Consider the following 20,520-nt stretch of genomic DNA (forward strand, 5'->3'; position numbering starts at 1 on the left):
TCTCAGTAAACCGGAGAATCTGCGACTTCGGGAGGGCCTTCATCTCGTCGAATTACACGGCGAACATGTAACTCTCTGAGGATTTCAACAGAGCCCTCTATTTATATGTGTCCTAGCTAAAGTATTTCGTACCAACACAAAAGAGACATGTTCACAAGATGTTCAGAAATAACATAAGATTGAATATTTGCGAATGAATAGGTTTTGATATGCACGTTCTTTACTACCTCTATACATTTCCAAAACTCTCAGAAAGTTTCATCCTTAACGAGATCTACGAACTCGAGCAGATGGGACACGACGTGTCTGTATTTGCGCTCACTAAGCCAGAGGAAAATATCGTACACGATGAGTTTGACGAACTCTCGGCTACGATCAGGTACACAGGTCGCCCTGGATACTCTGACGTAACGGAGCTACTCTCTCCAAAGCTCCTTCATCCGGCCGTTCTTCGAAACGCGCTCTTTCCAGCTAATCCAATTTACCACGCGGCAAACCTATTTTGGACGAAGCGCTGCCGTGAGTTTATCGCAGATATTGAGTCACCTATCGACGTAGTACATACGCACTTTGCGACGCCGGTCTCACTCGCTGCCCAGTATGTCGCAGCAGTGGAGAACGTTCCATTCACTGTGACCACACACGCACATGACATCTACGCACCGACGAACGAGTCAATAGCACGCCGGCTTCTTGAACGAGCCGACCGGATCGTTACAATCTCGGAACAAAACCAGGGCTACATTCAGAAACATTACACAAACAACACTCCAATTGACATCGTTCGCGCCGGCATACGGCCGACAAAGTTCTACCCATCGGATGCTGACGTTGACGGACGCCTATTCACGGTTGCTCGCTTCGTCGAAAAGAAAGGAATTGAATACGCGATTGACGCGGTGGCAGAGATTGTCGACGAATTCCCGACACTCGAGTATCATATCGTCGGTTCGGGACCGCTACGCTCTGAGTTCGAAGAATCGGTCGAGGAATACGGAATTTCCGACCACGTGACGTTTCTAGACAGTGTAAGCGACGAACGCCTCCGATCCGAATATGACGAAGCACAGGGATTCATTCTCCCATGCGTGGTTGAACCCTCTGGAGACCGAGACGGGATTCCAGTCGTCCTGATGGAAGCGATGGCGATGCGGACTGCCCCAATATCAACAACTATATCCGGCATTCCTGAACTAGTAGAGGATGGCGAAAATGGTCTTCTCGTCGAACCGCGTAACTCCGAAGCAGTCGCAAACGCATTACGTCGACTGCTCTCAGACGACGATGAGCGGGATAGGTTTGGAGAGCGTGCTCGTCAGAAGATTGCCAACGATTTCAATGTAACATCGGAAACACAGAAACTGGCCCACACATTTCAAGCGGCGACTCGTTGATGGACGCTCATCACGCGACGACTTCCTCAAGTATCTCGTAGAACTCCTCACCGACAGCTTTCCAACTGACGTTTTCGGCGTGTCGCTGGAGGTTGTGTGCGAGTCGTTCGCGCTCGACAGGATTGGCAGCGAGGTTGGCGAGCGTCTCGGCGATAACATCCGGGTCAGGTTCGATGAAAACAGCTTCATCGTCGTTGAGACGGGTCTGGAGGTTACCGGGTTGGGCAATAGTGGCGACTCCGGCAGCACCATACTCCATCACCTTCAGGGGTTGTTCGGCATCTTTGAAGCAGAAGCCTATATCAGCGTGTGCGAGGAAGCCTGGCATCAGATCGTACTCGAAGGCACCTAGATAGTGGACATTCGGATGTTCGCGGGCGGCCTCAGCGACCATCTCGCGTTGCTCACCCTCACCGACGAAGACGAACTCCCAGTCAAGACGTTGTTCGGCGGCTGTAACGATGGTGGACATCTTGTACGTCGATTCGGTAAGTCCGCCAACGTAGATGGCAACGGGCTTATTCAGGTCGACACTATCCTTTTCGAGTAGTTTGCGGGCGCACTCAACGGCGTCCGGGTCCGGATCAGCGAACTGGTCGTAGTTGACGGCGTTCGGAAGCTTACGACCTTTGATGCCGCGGCGTCGGGCCTCCTCGTAGGTCGCCTGATAGGTAAAGGAGCAGGCGTCAGCGTGTGCGAGGACGAACCACTCATAGCGCCGTAGTAGGTTAAAGAGGGGCTGTGGCAGGTCATTGATGTCACTGATAGGATCACTAACGGTTCCAACGAACGGTTTTCGTAGGAGGCGTGCGAGCGGATAGCCTATATAGAGTCCCATCCGTACGTTGCCAAAGATTGCGTCGTAGTCGCCAACAACGGCCTTTCGAGTAGCACCAATAACATCTGTACCGGTAACGTCGCAGATGTCAACTTCGACACCGTGAGTCGCAAGTTCCTCCGCGATACGCTGGCGGCGGACGCTTATATTGTCACCGCGTGATGGACGAAGCCAGAGCACCTGATAGGTTGGCTCGTCTGTCTCTGATTCAACATGGACAGTGGTCCCGCTGTAGCGCGTCGTTCCGTATAGATACCCAGCGCCAACAAGGCTAGTGAATATCATGAGCGCGATCAGCTTGAGGAGTCCACGCTTTGAAGGCTCGATAAGAAGGCTATACAGACGGGACGGGACGAACTCGGTGAGAAGGCGGCCCGCAAAGTTAGTTTCCTCATCAGTAGATTCAGTCAGCATTGATTCCATCGCCCGCTTCGAGTACCCCTGCCAGAACGCTCGATCTACCAGCCACCGGAACTCCGTCCGGTACTCGAACACCTTGTGCGCCACCTCTGCCTCGGGATCGTACCATACTCCCCGCCCATATCGCTCCCGCATTCGCGCGCACAGCTCTGTCTCCCCTCCCTGTAGGTTCTTGTCGCCCTTCCGCCCACCGATGTCGACATCGAATCCGCCCAACTCCGCGAACACGTCCGCCCGAAACGAGATATTCGATCCAAATGTGTTCCGCACCTCGCCCGGCCCATCCGCAAACCCGCGATGAGTCACCCCGATTAACCAATAGAACTCCTCGGGGAGAAACGACGGCTTCCCGGCGATCCACTCGGGCGTCATCTTCCCACCGGCCGCAATCGCGTCCTTCTCCTCGTACGCGCGGACCAACCGCTCGACCCACTCCTCGTCCGCAATCGCGTCGTCGTCGATGAACGCGACCACATCGCCGGAGGCAATCTCTGCGCCCCGGTTCCGACTCACCAGCAGCCCCATATTCTCGTCGTTACACGCGATCACCGCGTCGTCGCGGTCGCCGTAGTCGTCGACCACGCGCTCGTACACCTCCGGCGTCCCGTCAACGACCACTACCAGTTCGACGTCGTCGTGCGTCTGCGCGAGGACGCTGTCGGCGGCCTCACGGAAGTGCTCGTACATGTCCAGCGTGTACGTACAGACGACGATCGAGACGTTCACACCGACACGCTTTCGACGCGACTGCTTAGAGGTTCCGCCTCGCCCCGAATTCGGCTTCGCGTTTCGAGGACGAAGCCCATCACGCCCTCGTTGCGAACGCGTGTAGATGACAAGTCTTATGCGCGTTTTGCCAGTTCCTTGCGGTAATGAGCGACTCGAACGATCCGCCGGAGGAATCGGACTCGTCCCCGTCCGATCTGCTCGCGCCGTGGTACCACGTCCCGGTCCTCCTCGGCGTCTTCGCGTTCATGCTCTGGACGCGACTGCGCTCGTACGGGAACTTCATCGCGAACGACGAGGTGTACTTCCGCGGAAACGACCCGTGGTACCACCTCCGAGAGACGACGTACATCATGGAGAACTACCCGAACCGAATGCCGTTCGATGTCTGGACAGGCTTCCCCTTCGGGACGAACGCCGGCCAGTTCGGCACCCTCTGGGACCACATCATGGCTGTCGGGGTCTGGATCGCCCGACCGATCATGGGGAGTACCGAGGAGGTACTGCTCGTGATGGCGCCGATCATGGGCGCGCTCGTCGCGGTCCCGACGTACTTCATCGCGCGTCGGTTCACCGATCGCGTTCCCGCGCTCGCCGGGGCGGCGACCCTCGCGCTGTTCTCGGGCACCTTCCTCCGGTACTCTCTCGTCGGCTTCCCCGACCACAGCGCGGCTGAGGTGTTCTTCCAGAGCACCGCAGTCCTCGCGTTCCTCGTCGCCCTCGGCGTCGCGGAGCGCGAGAAACCGGTCTGGGAGCTCGTCGTCGACCGCGACTGGGACGCGCTCCGCCGACCCGTTGCCTACGCGGCCGCCGCCGGTGTCGCGGTCGGCCTCTACATGTGGACGTGGCAGCCCGGAATTCTGATGGTCGGGTTCACGGGCATCTTCCTCGCCGTCAAACTCACGAGCGACACCTACCACGGGAAAAGCCCCGAGCCGGTGGCGTTCGCCGGCGCCGTCGCGATGACCGTCGCGGGGGTGATGCAGGTGATCCCGCTCGACACGTTCCGATTCGCACCGAGCGAGTACTCGCTGCTTCAGATCGTCGTGCCGCTCGGCGTCGCGCTCGGCGCCGTCTTCCTCGCGTGGCTCGCCCGCCAGTGGGAGGCGCGCGACATCGACACCGACACCTATCCCGCGGCCGTCGGCGGGCTCATCCTCGCGTCCGCGGGCGTGGTCTGGCTGGCGATCCCGTCGCTGTGGTCGACCATCGTCGGGAACCTCCTCAACACCATCGCCTTCTCAGCCAGCGCCGGCGCCCGCACCATCGGCGAGGCACAACCCCCGCTCCAGGACGCCTCGTTCTCGAACTTCGTTCTCTCGCAATTCGGACTCGCCTTCTTCCTCGCGCTGGCGGCGGTCCTCTACATCCTCGCGCGTCCACTGTACCGCTCCGACGACACCAACCACACACTGTACATCCCCGCCGCACTCGCGGTCGTCGGCTCCGTCTACGCGGTCCCGCAGGCGTACGACGCGATCGGCGGCGTCGTGGGCGTGAGCTGGCAGGTGATCGGCCTGCTCATCGCCGCCGCCGTCCTCGTCGGCGCGACGTTCCTCGTCGAGTACGACGCTGAGGAGTTGTACTTCGTCGTGTGGGCGGCGTTCATCGGGAGCGCGGCGTTCACGCAGGTCCGCTTCAACTACTACCTCGCCGTCGTCGTCGCGGTCGGCACGGCGTACTTCGTTCAGGTCTCGCTGGATACGATCGAACTCTCCTCTCTCGACGCGCTCCGCGACATCGAGGGGTGGCAGGTGCTGACGGCGGTCGCGGTGTTCGCCGTCCTCTTCGTTCCGCTCCTCTTCCCCGCTGCCGGTGCGGCCCCAGTCTGGGAGGCGGGCAACTCCAGCCAGCCGGGCAGCGTCGTCCAGTGGGACGAGAGCCTCCAGTGGATGAACGATGAGACGCCCCAGCCCGGCACGCTCGAGGGCGCAGACAACCCCATGGACCCGTACGAAACCTACGATCGCCCCGCCGACGGCGACTTCGAGTACTCCGAGGGCGCCTACGGCGTCCAGTCCTGGTGGGACTACGGCCACTGGATCACCACGCGCGCCGAGCGCATTCCGAACGCAAACCCGTTCCAGCAGAACGCGGGCGAGGCGGCCGACTATCTCCTCGCGCCGAGCGAGGAGGAGGCCGCTGAGGTGCTCGCGAGCCAGAGCACCGAGGGCAACGACACCCGCTACGTGATGGTTGACTGGCAGATGGCGTCGCCGAACTCCAAGTTCAACGCGCCGGTCACATTCTACAGCGGCAACGAGACGACCCGCGACTTCAACGAGCTGCTCTACCAGCGGGTGGAGGGACAGAACGGACAGAGCGGCGGGCTCCGGCCCGCGCTCCAGACGCGGACCCAGCGCTACCACGAGAGCCAGATGATCCGGCTCTACCAACACTACGGCAGCGCGGTCGAGCCGGAGCCGGTCGTGCTCGACTGGGAGCCGCAGACCGCACAGACTCAGTCCGGTGACCAGATCGAAATCAAGGTCCTGCCGAGCGAGGGGCAACCGATCCAGCGGTTCGATAATCTCTCGGCCGCGGAGTCGTACGTCGAGGAGGACGGCTCGGCGCAGGTCGGCGGCGTGATGGGCGTGCCCTCCGAGCGCGTCGACGCGCTCGAACACTACCGGCTGGTCCACGCCACGGAGGCGCCGGGGCGGTCGCCGTACGCCCAGCAGGCGCAGATCCTCGCCCAGCAGCTCGGCGTCGACCTCCAGGCGACGTTCGGCGAGTCGCTCTTCGGGGCGTTCAGCGACGACTTCGTCAAGACGTTCGAACGCGTCCCGGGCGCGACGGTCGAGGGCTCGGGCGCCGAGCCCGGTCAGGAGGTCGAGGCGACCGTCGAGATGGAGAAGCCCAACGGGCAGACGTTCGAGTACACGCAGTACGCGACCGCCGACGACGACGGGAGCTTCGAGTTCACGCTCCCGTACTCGACGACGGGGTACGACGAGTTCGGTCCCGAGAACGGGTACACCAACACGAGCGTCCGCGCGACCGGGCCGTACAACGTCACCACCGAGCGGACGACCGGCGACGACCTCTACACCACCCAGCGCGTCGGGCAGGTCGAGGTGACCGAGGGCCAAGTCGTCGGCGCCGACGACGCCGCGGCGACGGTGGAACTCGAAGAGGAAATCATCGACTGCCCGAGCGGCGACTCGGAGTGTCCGGTCGACGACGACAGCGGGAGCGACGGCGGAAACTCGACGAACTCGACGGACGCAGGGTCGCTGATCGGGGTCGAACCGGCTGTGACGGCCGCGACGACGCCGACGACGGCGACCGCACCAAACTGACCGGAGGCTCGGGCCCGCGGTCGAGGCAGGCGCCCGATACCCAGTCCTTCATTACCGCGGCGCCGCTTTTTCCGGGCAGATGGTCGGACTCCGCAAGTGGGCGACGATATATCTCAAAGGCGTGGCCATGGGGAGCGCAGACGCCGTCCCGGGCGTCTCCGGCGGCACCATCGCGCTCATCGTCGGCGTCTACGAGCGGCTCGTGGCGGCGATCACGGCCGCGACGCCTTCGCGGCTCCGTCGGATACTCGCGGGCGTGCGGTCGGCTGACCGCGCGGACGCGCTGACCGCGTTCCGCGAGCTCGACGCCGGGTTCCTGCTCGCGCTCGGCGCCGGGATCGGGACCGCGGTCGTCGCTGTGTTGAGCGGCGTCGACTACCTGCTCGCGACTCGGCCGGTCGCGACGTACGGCTTCTTCTTCGGGCTGATCGCGGCGAGCGCGGCCGTCCTCTTCGCCGACGTCGACCTCGCGACGCCGGCGCGGAAGGCGGCAGCGGTCGCCGGCTTCGCGGTGGCGTTCCTCGCGTCCGGGTACGCCTCCGCCGCGGTGGCGAGCTCGCTGCCGGTCGTCGCCGTCGCCGGCGCGGTGGCGGTCAGCGCGATGATCCTCCCAGGCATCTCCGGCTCGCTGCTTTTGATCGTCCTCGGGCAGTACGACTACATGGCGGGAACCGTCGGGCGGTTCGTCGACGGCGTCGCCGCGTTTGCGCTCGGGCGCGGCCCGGCCGGGATCGTCGAGACCGCGCCGGTCGTCGCCGCGTTCTGCGCCGGCGGCGTCGTCGGGCTCGTCACCATCGCGCACGCCGTCCGGTACGCCCTCGAGCGTGCTCGCGCCGCGACGTTGGCGTTCCTTGTGAGCCTCGTCGTCGGCGCGCTCCGGGCCCCGCTCGTCGAGACGGCAGCGGTGTTGACCGAGAGCGGCGAGTCGTGGCGGGCAGCCGCGCCGCGGTTCGCGCTGGCGGCGCTGGCCGGCGCCGGGCTCGTAGTCGTGTTGAACCGCTACTCGGCGGCGATCGAGTATTGAACCCGCGCAACGCCTTTTCCGCTCCCGGTCGTACGTCCGGACATGGTCCAGATGGAATCCGACTCGGAACTCGAACGCGGTGACGCCGCGCCCGACTTCGAACTGCCCGGCACGGACGGCGAAACCTACGCGCTCGACGACTTCGAGACGGACGCGCTGCTCGTCGTCTTCACCTGTAACCACTGCCCGTACGCGAAGGCGAAGATCGACCTCTTGAACGACCTCGCGGCCGAGTACGACGACCTCGCCGTCGTCGGGATCAACCCCAACGACGCCGACGAGTACCCAGAGGACTCCTTCGCGGCGATGCGCGAGGCGGTCGCGGACGGCACGGTCGCGTACGACGCGTACCTCCGCGACGAGACCGGCGAGGTCGCGACCGCCTACGACGCCGTCTGTACCCCCGACCCGTTCCTCTTCGGCCGCGAAGACGACGAGTGGCGGCTCCGGTATCACGGGCGCCTCGACGACGCGCTCAACCCCGACGACGAGCCCACCGAGTTCTACGTCCGCGACGCGGTCGACGCTGTGCTCGCCGGCGAGGCGGTCGAGATTCCCGACCGCCCATCGCGCGGCTGTTCGATCAAGTGGCCCGACGAGTAGGGAAGTTCCGGATCGGCGTTCCGACGGAGACGACTTAACAAGCGTCCGGGCCGAACGGGGGGTATGAGCATGAAAGGCGGCGAGCCGGACCTCCACGAGATCGATCGGTACGATGGCGGCGTCGGCTGGATCGCATACCCCGACGAGACGATGGAGCGCGCGAGCCACGCGTTCGCGGTCGAAAACGAGGAGACGGGCGAAGCCGACGTGTGGGTGGTCGACCCGGTCGACGCGCCCGGCGTCGACGAGCTGCTCGACGAGCTGGGGACCGTGGCCGGCGTCGTGGTCGGCCTCGACCGCCACGTGCGCGACAGCGGCGAACTCGCCGCGCGCCATGACGCCCCGGTGTACGTCCCCGAGTGGATGACGGGCGTCGCGGAGGAGTTGGAGCCCGAGGTCGGCGTCGAGCGGTTCGGCTCGCGGCTCGCCGACACGGGCTTCGAGGCGTTCCGGGTCCGCGACTCCTCGCTGCCGCCCTGGCAGGAGGTCGGCCTCTTCGACGGAGAGACGCTGATCGTCCCCGAGTCGCTCGGATCCGCGTCGTACTTCCGCGGCGACCGCGAGCGCCTCGGCGTCCATCCGATGCTCCGGATCACGCCGCCGACGACCGCGCTCTCCGGGCTCGACCCGGAGCGTATCCTCGTCGGTCACGGCGTGGGTGTCCACGAGCGCGCCGCCGTCGCCCTCGAGGACGCCCTCTCGGACTCGCGCCGGAAGGCCCCCGGCCTGTACGCGAAGACGCTCAGCTCGGCGCTGCCGTTCTGAGCGCGGTCGCCCGGCCGGAGACAGCCCGAGCCGGTCGTGGGCGGCGGCCGACTACACCTGTCCTACCGTGCGTGTCCTTTTGTCAATCGGTCTCATAACGTGGGCTAACTAGTGATCTACGTCACCCGCGACCTGTTGACCGTGCTCCGCGAGCGCGCCGCGAGCGAGGACCCCGACGAGGTGAACGTCCGGCTCTCGGCGACGCCCGCCGACGAGTTCGAGGCTGACCTCGGCCTCGACCCGGACACGCCGGTGGTGACCCACTTCACGCTCCCGTCCGTGGGCGGCTCCGTCAGCTCCGTGTTCGGCGTCGACCTCGGCACGCCGGCCGGCGGGGGCGGCGCGCGGTTCCTCTCGCACCCGGACGGCTTCCTCGGGGTGTCGCGGACCGACGACCTCGCGGGCGTGGTGATCGTCGCGGTCCCGCCGTACGGCGAGGACTCTGTCGCCGCGTTCGACCGGTCCGGGGACGGCGTCGAGCTCGCCGTCGTCGACGCCGCTCCGCCGAGCGAGTCAGTTCCGGAGTGAGCCGAGAGCAAGGGTTTGAAGCCGCCGGAGGGAGTACGCGCCGGTAATGGCAGCACGGCCACCCGGCGGCGGCGATTCGAAGGAGCCGGAGGCGATCGAGTTCGGCATCGCCGCGCTCGACGCCCGGATCGACGAGGCTGACGTGTCGTTTCCCGCGACGGCCGCGGAGCTACGGGACACGCTCGGCGACCAAGAGGTTCCCTACGACGCGCAGGGGCGCTCTATCGCGCTCTCGGACGCCTTAGACCGCGTGCCGCAACAGCGGTTCGAAAACGAGACGGAGTTTCTCGACGCGCTCTATCCGGTGTTCGACGAGGCGCGCCGCGAGGAGCGTGGCGTGATCGCCAGCCTCCGCGACGCGTTACCCTTCTGAGGTGGGTTCGAGCGGGACTCGCCCGGCGGAAAAAGCGGTTACCGAGACTCCGGCCGCGCCTCGATCTCGCTCCCCTCCTCGTCGGCCTCGCCGGCGTCGTACCGTTCGATGACGTCGTTGATCAGGACGACGTCGCCGACCGCGCGGACCCAGCGGTACGGGACGATGACGCCGGTCGAGCCGCTCACCTGCCCGGCGAACAGCTCGTGGTTGAGTTCGGCGAGCGCGAGGCCCGTTACGGAGCGCGCGTCCAGGTCGAGCTGGATGTCTTCGATTTCGCCGACGAAAACGCCGTTGCTGGAGTACACCTCGCGGCCGACGAGCGACGTGATCTCTTCGGGGGCTGCGTTCATACTCGATACGGTCACGAGCGCGCCTAATAAGCGTTCGTTGTCGAACGACGCGCGTCGGACGCCGGCGGGTCCCGCGGGCCGCCCCCCGCGTCACTCTCGGGGCGCGATCACTTCGATCGGATGCGTCGGGGCGGCGTCGAGTAAGGCGTCGAGCTGCTCCGTACAGGACGTGCCAGCCGCGACGACGGTGCGGTCGGTGTCGCCGAGCTGCTCGCGCAGCGGCTCGCCCACGTCCATGCTCAGCTCGTAGTAATCCGTCTTGTAGCCGAACGAGCCGGCCATCCCGCAACACTCCGTGTCGGAGACGAGCACGTCGTAGCCGAGGCGCTCGAACACCGCGGTCGCGTACTCGCCGACGTCGACCGTGCGGGCCTGACAGTGCGGATGGTAGGCGATGCGCTTCCCGGACGCGACCGGCCCGGTCCCCTCGCTCGGCGCGCGCAGCGCCGCCGGGTCGGCGCCGTTCTCCAGCAGGCCGAAGGCGTACTCCATCGCGTCGTAGCTCGCGTCCGCCAGCCGCTCGTAGGAGTCGGTCGGGAGGAACCGCTTGTACTCGCGGCGGAACGTCGCGAGGTCGCTCGGCTCGATCACTACCACGTCGCGGTCGGCGTCGAGGTGCGGCGCCAGCCCGGCGTAGAGATCCTCTGCGGCGGCCTCGGCGGTCGCGATCATCCCCTGCGAGAGCGGCGGTCGGCCGCTCCCGGGGAGGTCCGGGACGCGGACGCGGACCCCGAGCGCCTCCAGCGCCCTGACGGTCGCCTTCCCGCGCGCCACGTCGACGTAGTTCGTCGCGGTGTCTGGGTAAACGACGGCCTCGCGCGTCGCCTCGTCGGCGGAGACGGCGGGGCCGCCCCGGGCCTCGAACCACTCGACGAGCGACTCGCGCGCGAACTCGGGGAGGTCGCGCCGGCGGTCGATCCCCGCCACGCGCTCGGCGACCGCGCGCAGCGGGCCGGCGTTCGCGAGGCGGTTGGCGACCGGCGCGGTCTTGTGCCCCCACTCCGCGAGCGTCGCGTAGTTGCCGACCAGCCGCGTCGCCAAATCGAGCCCGCCGGGCTCCTCGTCGGGGACCAGCTCCTCGAACGCCCAGTCCAGCTGGCCCGGGTCGGCCTCGCCGCGGTTGATCCGGTCGCGGACAGCGGTGTTGATCCACGGGATGTCGATGCCGACCGGACACGCCGGCACGCACCGCGAGCAGCCGGTACAGAGGTCGTTGAACTCGGCCGCGACGTCGAGCCCCTCGATCCCCGCCTCCCAGCCAGTCGCGATGCCACCGGAGTACGTCTCGCCGCCGAACGCGTGGCCCCCAACGCTCTGGAAGTTCCCGCAGGCGTTCGAGCAGGCCGAACAGCGGATACAGTACAACGTCTCCTTGAGCGTCTCGTCGTCACGCATCGCCATGCGACCGTTGTCGATGAGCACGAGGTGGAACTCGCGGTCGTCCCCCGAGCCGTCCGCGAGGGGGTCAGCGTCGTCCTGGAAATCGGGCACGGGCGAGTCGACCGGGGGCGTGAGCGTCGAGATGTAGGAGGTCACGTCCTGTCCCGTCCCAGACCGGCCGATCAGCTCGACGAACGGGGAGAAATCCTCGACGGTCGGGACGAGCTTCTCGACGCCCGCGACCGCGACGTGGGTGTCGGTCGCGGTCACCGTCTTCCGGGCGTTCCCCTCGCTGGTGACGAGGAGCATGGTGCCGGAGTCGGCGGCGATGAAGTTCGCGCCCGTCATCCCCACGTCGGCGTCCTCCACCAGGTCGCCCAGCCGCTCGCGGGCGAACATCGTGAGCTCCTCGGCGGTCTCGGGCGGGTCCTCGGGGTCGAACCGCTCGGCGAACAGGTCCGCGATCGCCTCGCGGGACTTGTGGATCGCCGGCGCGACGATGTGCGAGGGCTCCTCGTCGGCCAGCTGGAGCACCCACTCGCCGAGGTCGGTCTCGACGACGTCGACGCCGTCGGCCGCGAGCGCGTCGTTCACCTCGATCTCCTCGGAGGTCATCGACTTCGACTTCACCGCGCGCTCGGCGCCGCGCTCGGCCGCGACCTCGCGGATGTACCGGTTCGCGTCGGCCGCGTCGTCAGCGAGGTAGACGGTCCCACCGTTCGCCTCTACCGCCTCCGTCACCCCGTCGATGAGCTCGGGGAGCCGCTCGATCGCGTCCTCCTTGATCGAGCGCGCCTCGGCTTTCAGCGTCTCGTAGTCGCTGAGGCGGCCGGTCGACTCGTACCGGCCCTCGTTGAACCCGCGAGTGTTCGCCGCGACCGCGTCGCCCTCGGTCGCCAGCAGCTCGCGGATCCGCTCGGCCTTCGTCTCGCGATCGGGATCGCTCGCCCCTGCGGCGTCGACGCCGTCGTCGCGTCCGCCGCCGGCCTCGGCGTCGCTGCTCATCGGCCCGCCTCCGCGTCGGCGTCTTCCGGTCCGGCCTCGTCCGCGTCGACGTCGTCTGCTCCGTCCTCGCCAGCGCCGCCGTCGCGCAACAGCACCACGTGGACCTCCTTCGGCCCGTGCGCGCCGTGGACGAGCCCGCCCATGTCAGCGGTCGCGCTCGGGCCGGTCGCGAACACCACGTCGACCGACTCGTCGCGGGCCCGCGGCCCGAGCCAGTCGAAGGCGTCCGGCATGTCGGGGACGAGGTCGGCCTCCCGGAGGACGACGACGTGGCGGTCGACGAAGAGGCTCACCGGCTCCGTGCCGGCCGCGTCGGCCTCGAGCGCGACGCTCCCGTAGGCGGCGACGCCGAGCGACGCCGCGGTGACCCCGGTGTGGGCCCGGCGCAAGTCGGCGGTCGTCGGGTCGGTCTCGATCCGATCCGGGAGCGTCGCCGGCGAGTCGGCGAGCGCGTCGGGGCCGGAGCGACCGAGCGACACTCCGACCGCGGGGTCGCCCGCGGCCGCCTCGACCATGGCCGCGCACTCCGCTGGAGGTCCGGCCGAGACCGCGACGCCGAGGTCGTCGAGCCGACGCGTGAACGTCGACGTGTCTGCGAGTGACATGGCTGTTCGTTCGCCGGCCGGCATATGGGTGTTGCGACGGATCCCGGGCGGCGGAACCGCGGCCGAGACGCGGCGGTCTGCGCCGCCGTACGCGGGACCGAATTCCCGCGACGCGCGGACGGCAGGAGGTTTTTCATGGTTCGACCGCGAGGAGTTCCCATGGCGACCAACACCCCGGGTCCCGACCCGACGGACGGCGGGGACTTCGACTACACCGGCGGCGCGGTGGAGCGACCCGACCTCGTCGACGCGCTCGACCGCCGCGTCGCGGGCGACGTGCGGTTCGACGACTACTCGAAGCGGCTGTACGCGACCGACGCCTCGGCGTACGAGGCCACCCCCATCGGCGTCGTGATCCCAGAGTCGACCGCGGACGTGGCGGCCGTCCACGAGTACTGCTTCGAGGAGGAGATTCCGGTCCTCCCGCGGGGCGGCGGCACCTCCCTCGCCGGGCAGACTGTCAACGAGGCGGTTGTCCTCGATCTCACCGGCGAGATGGACGAGGTGCTCTCGGCCGACCCGGACGCGAAGACCGCTCGGGTTCAGGCGGGCGCGTACGTGGGCGACCTCAACGCCGCGGTCGAGCCTGATGGCCTGAAGTTCGCGCCCGATCCGGCGTGGCGTGACAAGTCCGCGGTCGGTGGCGCGATCGGGAACAACTCCACCGGTGCCCATTCGCTGAAGTACGGTAAGACGGACCACTACGTCGAGGAGCTGGAGGTCGTCCTCGCCGACGGCACGGTCACGACGTTCGGTGAGGTCGCCGTCGAGGATCTCCGCGAGTCCGCCGACCCCGACGCAGACGACCTCCTCCCCCGGATTCACGCCGAGGTCGTCCGCATCCTCGATTCGGAGGCCGACCGGATCGACGAGCGCTTCCCGGAGCTGAAGCGGAACGTCTCCGGCTACAACCTCGATCGCCTGCTCGCCGAGTACCGCGGCGAGTACGGCGAGGAAGGAGTCGTCAACCTCGGCCGGCTCATGGCCGGCAGCGAGGGGACGCTCGCGACGGTGACCGAGGCGACCGTCTCGCTCGTCGAGATCCCCGAGACGAAGGCGGTCGCGCTGCTCACCTATGACGATCTCCTCGACGCGATGGAGGACGTGGCGGCGTGTCTCGAACACGACCCCGCCGCCGTCGAGGTGATGGACGACGTCCTCCTCGGCCTCGCGGCCGACACGCCGGAGTTCGAGGACGTGGTCGGGATGCTCCCGGACGGGACCGACTCCGTGCTGCTCGTCGAGTTCTACGCGGACGACGACGCGGCGGGCAAACAGAAGGTCGCGGACCTGATCGCGGACCGCGTCGGCGGCGAGGCGGGTGCGGACGGCCCGGCCGTCGACACCGCGACCGAACCGAGCGCCGGCGCCGCCGAGACGACGAGCCACCCCCGCCGGGCGGCCCACGCGATGGAGGCGCACGACCCCGCAAAGCGCGACCGCTTCTGGAAGATGCGCAAGGCGGGGCTCCCGATCCTCCTCTCCCGCACCACCGACGAGAAGCACATCTCCTTCATCGAGGACTGCGCCATCCCGCCGGAACACCTCCCGGAGTACACGCGCGAGTTCCAGCAGATCCTCGAGGACAACGACACCTTCGCCACCTTCTACGCGCACGCCGGCCCCGGCGTGCTCCACGTCCGCCCGCTGATCAACACGAAGGACGTCGACGACGTGGAGGCGATGCTCGACATCGCCGACCGCGTCACCGACGCGGTGGTCAGGCTCGGCGGCTCCGTCTCGGGCGAGCACGGCGACGGCCGCGCGCGCACCCAGTGGAACCGGAAGCTGTACGGCGACGACCTCTGGGAGGCGTTCCGCGACCTCAAGACCGCGTTCGACCCCGACTGGCTGCTCAACCCCGGGAACGTCTGCGGGGAGTTCGACATGCGCGAGAACCTCCGGTTCGACGCCGACTACGAGTACGACGCCGGCTTCGACCCCGCGATGGAGTGGGCGGTCGACAACGGGATGCAGGGGATGGTCGAGCTCTGCCACGGCTGCGGCGGCTGCCGCGGCCCGCAGGAGACGACGGGCGGCGTGATGTGCCCGACCTACCGCGCGTCCGAGGAGGAGATCCAGGCGACCCGGGGGCGGGCGAACATGCTCCGCGGGGCCATCTCCGGCGAGCTGCCCGACGACCCGACCGACGACGAGTTCGTCACCGAAGTAATGGACCTCTGTGTCGGCTGTAAGGGGTGTAAGGTTGACTGTCCGAGCGGCGTCGACATGGCGAAGCTGAAGGCCGAGGTGGAACACGCCCACCACGAGGAACACGGCATCGACCTCCGGACGCGGCTGCTCGGTCACTTCGAGTCGCTCGCGCCGCTCGCCTCGAAGTTCGCGCCGCTCTCGAACCTCCCGAACAAGGTCCCGGGAAGCGGGCTCATCGCGGAGAAGGCGCTCGGGATCGCGAAAGAGCGGGACCTCCCGACGTTCCGCTCGGAGACGCTCGTCGACTGGTTCGAGGCGCGCGGCGGCGCCGGCGTCCCGCGCGAGGCGGCCGCCCGCGACGTGCTCTTGTTCCCAGACGTGTACACCACCTACACGAACCCCGGCGCGGGGAAAGCCGCGGTGCGCGTGTTAGAGGCCGCGGACTGTCACGTGCGGATCCCGGATGTCGACGGCAGCGGGCGCCCGCCCCACTCGAAGGGGATGCTCGACGTCTCTCGCGCGACCGCCAAATCCGCCGTGGAGACGCTCGCGCCCGACGTCCGCGACGGCTGGGACGTGGTCGTCGTCGAGCCCTCCGACGCCGTCATGCTCCAGTCCGACTACCACGACCTGCTCGACGGCGACGCCAGCGACGTGCCGGACGCCGACGTGACGGCCGTCTCCGAGAACGCTTACGGGGTCATGGAGTACGTCGACGCCCACCGCCTCGACGAGGACCTCGCGTTCGACGCGCCCACCGAGTCGCTCACCTACCACGGCCACTGCCACCAGAAGGCGACGAAGAAGGACCACCACGCGGTGGGCGTCCTCCGCCGCGCGGGCTACGGCGTCGACCCGCTCGACTCCTCCTGTTGTGGGATGGCGGGGTCGTTCGGCTACGAGGCCGAGCACTACTCGATGAGCAAAGCGATCGGCGAGACCCTGTTCGAGCAGGTCGACGCGAGCGACGGCGACGCCCTCGTCGCGCCCGGCACCTCCTGTCGGACGCAGCTGGAGGAGGGCCCCGGCGAGGTGCCGGAGCCGGCCCACCCGATCGAGAAGCTGGCGGCCGCGCTGGCGTAGGCTGGCGGCCGCGCTGGCGGAGGGCGGACGGCGCGGCCGGACTCGCGCACGTCCGGACGCGTCGACTGACGGCCAGGTGTCCGGAGCTCGAACGGCCACCACGGCCGGTGTTCACTCCGGAATCCGGTCCACGTTCGCGGCGAGGACGGCGAGCAGGTAGGAGAACGTTGGGAACAGCACGGCGACGACAGCGAGGTGCGCGGGGTCGACCCCCGGCGGCCCGTCGACGAACGTCCCGGTGTACTGGAGGACCGCGAGGGTCGCGACGACGATCGCGGTTCGAACGGCGTACTCGGAGGGGGAGGGCCTCGGAATCTTCACGGGGCCCCGTCGCGGCGCCACCCACACAAGCGTTTCCAGTCAGTCGATGGCGGGGGTGACCCGGTCCCGCTCGCGCTCCCGCCGTCTCCGCAGTAGCCGTTTGAACCCCTTCCCCGGCCCGCCCTCGATCGGCCAGCCCTTGGTGCGCCACTGTGGGGGTTCCGGTGAGAACTCGGAACACGAGCCCGAACACTCCCGCGCGGTGGGGAGTTTCCCCTTCGCCGCGCAGTGCGGGACGAGCGCGCGCCCCTCTCGCCGGAGCTCGAAGTGCCGGCAGTCGGGGCGCATCGTGTCGTGGTACGAGCGCCATCCCTTCCCGTAGGCACGCTCGGCGATCTCCAGCCGCAGCGTCTCGGTCTCAGGGTCTCGGGACTCGCCCTCGCCCGGCGAGAGGTCGCTCGGGTGCCACGCCACATCGGCCGCGTCGGCGTCGACGCCCGCGGAGAAGTCGGTCGCGAGGATGCCGGCCTCGACGGGCATCTCGCGGAGGAGGGCCGGCTCGACGCGCTCGCCGGTCGTCTCGGTCGCGAGCCACGCCTCGTCGGCGAGCGCGGTCTCGATGTCGTGTTCGAGCTGGTCGGCGAGCCTGTCGGCCGCCGAGCGGTCGAGATCCGGCTTGTTCTCGACCGCGACGATCCGCTCGACCCAGTCCGGGTACGGCCGCTTCCGGCGGATCTGGATCCGGTTGCCGTCGCGGCGCTTCTCGATCAGGTCCCGGCCCGCGGCGCGGTGGACCGCCTGTCTGACGTAGCGCCAGGGGTAACCGGGGTGCGGGAGCGCGTCGCGGTAGAACGCCCACTCGGCGGGCGCGCCGCGCACGACGTGGAGGAGGTCGGAGTCGATGGCCCGGTCGCCGAACGCGCGCCGCGCCGCGAACGCCGTCGGGTCGACCTCGATCACGACCGTGTCCCACCGTCGCTCCTTGGTGCCCAGTTGGCGGGCGACGAGCGCCGGCCGCGGTCCCTCGCTCGGGTGCCAGGCCAGTTCGGCGTACCGGCAGACCAGAAGCTCGTAGCCGAACTCGGCGTCGGGCGTCACTGGTCGGAGCATCGAGCGCGGCGGACAAAAGCGAACCGCTCGGGAGCGGCGCCGTCGCGGTCCACTGGCCGGCCGCGCGTCCCGATCAGACGTATTTGTCGTTCTCCTCGTCTTTCCGCTCGTCGAGGTAGTCGTGGGCCTCCTCCAAGATGTCGCGCGGGCCGTCCTGGGTGATCGTGTTGATCGCCTGGTCGTAGTCGCGCCACTGGAGGTCGCGGTGTTCCTTCGAGAGCTCGGCGCTCGCCTCGAACGAGCGGGCGATGAAGAGGTGGACCGTCTTGTGGATGGTCTTCCCGTTCGCCTCGAACACGTAGTCGTACTCCCTGCGGAACCCGTCGATCAGCCGGAAATCCTCGATCCCGGCCTCCTCGCCGACTTCTCGTATCGCCGTCTGCTGGAGCTCCTCGTCCCCCTCGACCCCGCCTTTGGGGAACTCCCAGTCCCCCGGTCGGCTCTTCAGGAGCAGGTACTCCCGTTCGCCGCGGGTATCGCGGAAGAGGATGGCTCCGGCGCTGGTCGCTTCGACCGTCATTGGCCGCAGGTAAGCGATCACCCCTAAAGAGCGTGTCGGACTCCCGAACAGAAGAGCGACTCGGCGGCGTCGACCGTTTTCCGAGCGAAATTCGCGGCGCGACCGCGGGCGTCGGTCCCGGTAGATGCGTTTTTACCGCTCGGGCGGCCATTGACGCACGACCCCCAGCCATGACCTTCGTCACGAAACTCGACTTCGCGTCCGGCGACCGCGACGTGCTCGTCGAGACCGTCCAAGAGCTCAAGGAGACGCTCGAACGCAAGGGCGCCGAGTGCAAGGGCCCGCACGCGAGCCCCTCGGAGCGCGTCACCGTCCCGCTGTACAAGAACCTCTCGCCCGGCGACGAGTTCTCGCCGTGGCGCTACGACGTGTACCGGCGCTCGATGGAAATCCACGGCGCCGACGACGTCGCGCGCGACGTCGTCGGCCGAGACTTCCCCGACTCGATCCACGTCGAGGTCGAGGTCGACCAGAAGAAGCCGCTCGGGCACCGACGGGACTGAGGCGGTCGCCACCTCGAACGGACGGTCGACGCGGTCACGGCTGCGCTTTTCGCCGCGGCTGAATTCCCCGCAAGCGCTCCGTCCGCTAGCCGAGCGTCCGTAGGTTCTCCGTCTCGACGCGGTCGGGCAGTCGGTCCAGCGCGCGGTCGCACCACGCGTCGTGGCCGAGCGTCATCGTCGTCTCGGGGTTCGCCACCGCGAGCGCGACGACTCCCTCCGCGGCCGCGACCTGTGCCGCGTCGTCGGTCCGCTCCGGAACCTCGGCGGTGAGCGGGTACGTCTCAGAGAGCGCCGCCGGGTACGGCCCGAACGGGGGCTTCACGCGCCACACGGCGTCGTACTCGTGGTTCGAGGGCGCCTTCGACTCGGTGAGGAGGAGGTCCTCGGGCGCCGCCAGCCGGGCGAGTCGGTCGCGGTGGCGCTGCACTTCGGGGCGACGGGCCGCTTCGTGGGAGGTGTAGAAGAACGCGTCCTTCGAGCCGGGGTCGGTCCGCTCCAGTTCGTCGGCGTGGTCGAGCAGGGCGCGGTAGCCGTCGAGCATCGCCGGATGCCCGCGGGCGCGGCGGTCGACCAGTTCGAGCAGCGTCCCGGAGCGGATCGCCTCCTTCACGCGGCGGAGCTCCTCGAAGGTGACGTGAAGGTTGTGCTCGGCGAGCAGCCGCTCCGTCTCGGCGTCGTCGAACCCGCGGAGGTCGGCGGGCGTGTGGTCCGCACAGACCGGACACGAACAGGGGAAGTAGTCGAGCTCCTCCAGGTGTTCCGTCCCCGAGACCGTCAGGTAGCGGCCGTCGCGGGCCATCAGCGCGTAGGCGGCGGAGTCGAAGAGGTCACAGCCGGCCGCCACCGCGAGCGCTAACATCATCGGGTGGCCGGCGCCGAAGAGGTGGACCGGCACGCCCGGGCCGAGGCCGCGCTTCGCCGCGCGCACCGCCTCGACCACCTCGGCGTAGCGGTAGGAGTTCAGGAGGGGAACCATCGCGCCGACCGGGAAGACGTCGAGGTCGGTCGCGGCTGCGTGCCGCCCCGCCTCCTCGCGGAGGTCGGCGTACGTCGACCCCTGGACCGGCGCGTTGACGAGCATCTCCCCGGTCTCGGCGTCCTCGGCGTCGGCGAGGGCCCGCTTCGTCGTCGCCAGCTCCCGCTCTGCCCGCTCGCGGTCGGCGTCGGGCGGCGTGGGGACGTCGACGGGGGTCGCCACGTCGCTGCCAATCTGCCGCTGGAACTCGATTATCTCCGCGGTCGTCACGTCGATGTCGCCGTACTCGGCCAGCTGGAAGGAGCCCGAGTCGGTCATGATCGCGCCGTCGAACCCCAAGAAGTCGTGGAGCCCCTGATCGAGCACGCGGTCGCGGATGCGGTCGGTGCTGCGGATGATGTAGGAGTTCGTGATCAGCATCTCCGCGCCGAACTCCCCGCGGAGCCGCTCGGGCTCGATCGTGAGCACGTTGGGGTTGACCACGGGCAGAAGCGCCGGCGTCTCGACCGTGACGTCGGCGCGCGGGACCGCCAGCCGGCCGATCCGCCCGGCGGCGTCGTGGTCCCGGATCTCGAAGTGATCGCGCATACCCCGACT

Annotated in this window: 17 protein-coding genes and 1 pseudogene; 9 read left to right on the forward strand and 9 right to left on the reverse strand. The window is 67.8% G+C overall.

Annotation, left to right across the window (positions count from 1 at the left end; translation table 11 throughout):
* Positions 1–209 precede the first annotated feature (209 nt).
* Positions 210–1,394: a glycosyltransferase gene (locus tag F3H13_RS15635; RefSeq protein WP_149799932.1), complete on the forward strand. Its 1,185-nt coding sequence runs from the start codon at positions 210–212 to the stop codon at positions 1,392–1,394.
* Positions 1,395–1,404: 10 nt separating this feature from the next.
* Here F3H13_RS15635 and F3H13_RS16450 read toward each other — a convergent pair whose 3' ends face one another.
* Positions 1,405–2,232 (reverse strand): glycosyltransferase, encoded by an 828-nt coding sequence (locus tag F3H13_RS16450; RefSeq protein WP_223174437.1) that lies wholly within the window; start codon positions 2,230–2,232, stop codon positions 1,405–1,407.
* Between the two features lie 228 nt (positions 2,233–2,460).
* Positions 2,461–3,378 (reverse strand): annotated as a pseudogene (gene aglG, locus F3H13_RS16455) (glucosyl-dolichyl phosphate glucuronosyltransferase); the annotation flags it as partial.
* Positions 3,379–3,524: 146 nt separating this feature from the next.
* On the opposite strand from aglG, the gene F3H13_RS15645 reads away from it, so the two are divergent.
* The 6 genes from F3H13_RS15645 to F3H13_RS15670 all read left to right on the forward strand — a co-directional run bounded on the left by F3H13_RS15645 (position 3,525) and on the right by F3H13_RS15670 (position 9,973).
* Positions 3,525–6,680 (forward strand): oligosaccharyl transferase, archaeosortase A system-associated, encoded by a 3,156-nt coding sequence (locus F3H13_RS15645; RefSeq protein ID WP_149799934.1) that lies wholly within the window; start codon positions 3,525–3,527, stop codon positions 6,678–6,680.
* A gap of 79 nt (positions 6,681–6,759) precedes the next feature.
* On the forward strand, positions 6,760–7,704 hold the full coding sequence (locus tag F3H13_RS15650) for a DUF368 domain-containing protein (RefSeq protein ID WP_149799935.1): 945 nt from the start codon (positions 6,760–6,762) through the stop codon (positions 7,702–7,704).
* A gap of 42 nt (positions 7,705–7,746) precedes the next feature.
* On the forward strand, positions 7,747–8,307 hold the full coding sequence (locus tag F3H13_RS15655; protein WP_149799936.1) for a thioredoxin family protein: 561 nt from the start codon (positions 7,747–7,749) through the stop codon (positions 8,305–8,307).
* A gap of 69 nt (positions 8,308–8,376) precedes the next feature.
* Positions 8,377–9,072: a hypothetical protein gene (locus F3H13_RS15660; RefSeq protein ID WP_149799954.1), complete on the forward strand. Its 696-nt coding sequence runs from the start codon at positions 8,377–8,379 to the stop codon at positions 9,070–9,072.
* A 111-nt stretch (positions 9,073–9,183) separates the two neighbouring features.
* On the forward strand, positions 9,184–9,600 hold the full coding sequence (locus F3H13_RS15665) for an MPN domain-containing protein (RefSeq protein ID WP_149799937.1): 417 nt from the start codon (positions 9,184–9,186) through the stop codon (positions 9,598–9,600).
* 46 nt (positions 9,601–9,646) lie between these two features.
* Positions 9,647–9,973 carry a DUF5789 family protein gene (locus F3H13_RS15670; RefSeq protein ID WP_149799938.1) on the forward strand — a complete coding sequence of 109 codons (327 nt, stop codon included), beginning with the start codon at positions 9,647–9,649 and terminating at the stop codon, positions 9,971–9,973.
* Positions 9,974–10,011: 38 nt separating this feature from the next.
* Here the strand turns inward: F3H13_RS15670 and F3H13_RS15675 are convergent, their stop codons facing one another.
* From F3H13_RS15675 to F3H13_RS15685, 3 genes are all read right to left on the reverse strand, one after another.
* Positions 10,012–10,326 carry a PRC-barrel domain-containing protein gene (locus F3H13_RS15675; RefSeq protein ID WP_149799939.1) on the reverse strand — a complete coding sequence of 105 codons (315 nt, stop codon included), beginning with the start codon at positions 10,324–10,326 and terminating at the stop codon, positions 10,012–10,014.
* A gap of 90 nt (positions 10,327–10,416) precedes the next feature.
* A complete protein-coding gene (locus F3H13_RS15680) occupies positions 10,417–12,711 on the reverse strand; it encodes an LUD domain-containing protein (protein ID WP_149799940.1) in 2,295 nt (764 codons plus the stop codon).
* The gene (locus F3H13_RS15685) at positions 12,708–13,316 is read right to left on the reverse strand and encodes an LUD domain-containing protein (protein ID WP_149799941.1); all 609 of its coding nucleotides are present in this window, start codon (positions 13,314–13,316) and stop codon (positions 12,708–12,710) included. The genes F3H13_RS15680 and F3H13_RS15685 overlap by 4 nt, the downstream gene beginning before the upstream one ends.
* 159 nt (positions 13,317–13,475) lie before the next feature.
* Between F3H13_RS15685 and F3H13_RS15690 the strand changes: the two genes are divergently transcribed.
* Positions 13,476–16,553, forward strand: a complete 3,078-nt coding sequence (locus F3H13_RS15690; RefSeq protein WP_149799942.1) for an FAD-binding and (Fe-S)-binding domain-containing protein — start codon at positions 13,476–13,478, stop codon at positions 16,551–16,553.
* 111 nt (positions 16,554–16,664) lie between these two features.
* On the opposite strand, the gene F3H13_RS15695 is transcribed toward F3H13_RS15690, so the two are convergent.
* The 3 genes from F3H13_RS15695 to F3H13_RS15705 all read right to left on the reverse strand — a co-directional run bounded on the left by F3H13_RS15695 (position 16,665) and on the right by F3H13_RS15705 (position 18,444).
* The gene (locus tag F3H13_RS15695; protein WP_149799943.1) at positions 16,665–16,874 is read right to left on the reverse strand and encodes a hypothetical protein; all 210 of its coding nucleotides are present in this window, start codon (positions 16,872–16,874) and stop codon (positions 16,665–16,667) included.
* Positions 16,875–16,913: 39 nt separating this feature from the next.
* Complete coding sequence (locus F3H13_RS15700; protein WP_149799944.1) at positions 16,914–17,912, reverse strand: DUF5787 family protein; 999 nt, start codon at positions 17,910–17,912, stop codon at positions 16,914–16,916.
* 85 nt (positions 17,913–17,997) lie between these two features.
* The gene (locus tag F3H13_RS15705) at positions 17,998–18,444 is read right to left on the reverse strand and encodes a bis(5'-nucleosyl)-tetraphosphatase (protein ID WP_149799945.1); all 447 of its coding nucleotides are present in this window, start codon (positions 18,442–18,444) and stop codon (positions 17,998–18,000) included.
* A 170-nt stretch (positions 18,445–18,614) separates the two neighbouring features.
* Here F3H13_RS15705 and F3H13_RS15710 point away from each other — a divergent pair, with 170 nt between their 5' ends.
* Positions 18,615–18,947: an uS10/mL48 family ribosomal protein gene (locus F3H13_RS15710; RefSeq protein ID WP_149799946.1), complete on the forward strand. Its 333-nt coding sequence runs from the start codon at positions 18,615–18,617 to the stop codon at positions 18,945–18,947.
* An 85-nt stretch (positions 18,948–19,032) separates the two neighbouring features.
* Here the strand turns inward: F3H13_RS15710 and tgtA are convergent, their stop codons facing one another.
* Complete coding sequence (gene tgtA / locus F3H13_RS15715) at positions 19,033–20,511, reverse strand: tRNA guanosine(15) transglycosylase TgtA (protein ID WP_149799947.1); 1,479 nt, start codon at positions 20,509–20,511, stop codon at positions 19,033–19,035.
* Between the last annotated feature and the right edge of the window lie 9 nt (positions 20,512–20,520).

This window comes from Halorubrum xinjiangense (genome assembly GCF_900102375.1).
Classification (GTDB): Archaea; Halobacteriota; Halobacteria; order Halobacteriales; family Haloferacaceae; genus Halorubrum; species Halorubrum xinjiangense.

Bases quoted from the DNA above. Each gene is read 5' to 3' on its own strand.
- F3H13_RS15655 (WP_149799936.1), top strand. From the start codon at position 7,747: ATGGTCCAGATGGAATCCGACTCGGAACTCGAACGCGGTGACGCCGCG.
- F3H13_RS15675 (WP_149799939.1), bottom strand. From the start codon at position 10,326: ATGAACGCAGCCCCCGAAGAGATCACGTCGCTCGTCGGCCGCGAGGTG.
- F3H13_RS15690 (WP_149799942.1), top strand. From the start codon at position 13,476: ATGGCGACCAACACCCCGGGTCCCGACCCGACGGACGGCGGGGACTTC.
- F3H13_RS15680 (WP_149799940.1), bottom strand. From the start codon at position 12,711: ATGAGCAGCGACGCCGAGGCCGGCGGCGGACGCGACGACGGCGTCGAC.
- tgtA (WP_149799947.1), bottom strand. From the start codon at position 20,511: ATGCGCGATCACTTCGAGATCCGGGACCACGACGCCGCCGGGCGGATC.
- F3H13_RS15705 (WP_149799945.1), bottom strand. From the start codon at position 18,444: ATGACGGTCGAAGCGACCAGCGCCGGAGCCATCCTCTTCCGCGATACC.
- F3H13_RS15670 (WP_149799938.1), top strand. From the start codon at position 9,647: ATGGCAGCACGGCCACCCGGCGGCGGCGATTCGAAGGAGCCGGAGGCG.
- F3H13_RS15650 (WP_149799935.1), top strand. From the start codon at position 6,760: ATGGTCGGACTCCGCAAGTGGGCGACGATATATCTCAAAGGCGTGGCC.
- F3H13_RS15660 (WP_149799954.1), top strand. From the start codon at position 8,377: ATGAAAGGCGGCGAGCCGGACCTCCACGAGATCGATCGGTACGATGGC.
- F3H13_RS16450 (WP_223174437.1), bottom strand. From the start codon at position 2,232: ATGGGACTCTATATAGGCTATCCGCTCGCACGCCTCCTACGAAAACCG.
- F3H13_RS15685 (WP_149799941.1), bottom strand. From the start codon at position 13,316: ATGTCACTCGCAGACACGTCGACGTTCACGCGTCGGCTCGACGACCTC.
- F3H13_RS15635 (WP_149799932.1), top strand. From the start codon at position 210: ATGCACGTTCTTTACTACCTCTATACATTTCCAAAACTCTCAGAAAGT.
- F3H13_RS15710 (WP_149799946.1), top strand. From the start codon at position 18,615: ATGACCTTCGTCACGAAACTCGACTTCGCGTCCGGCGACCGCGACGTG.
- F3H13_RS15645 (WP_149799934.1), top strand. From the start codon at position 3,525: ATGAGCGACTCGAACGATCCGCCGGAGGAATCGGACTCGTCCCCGTCC.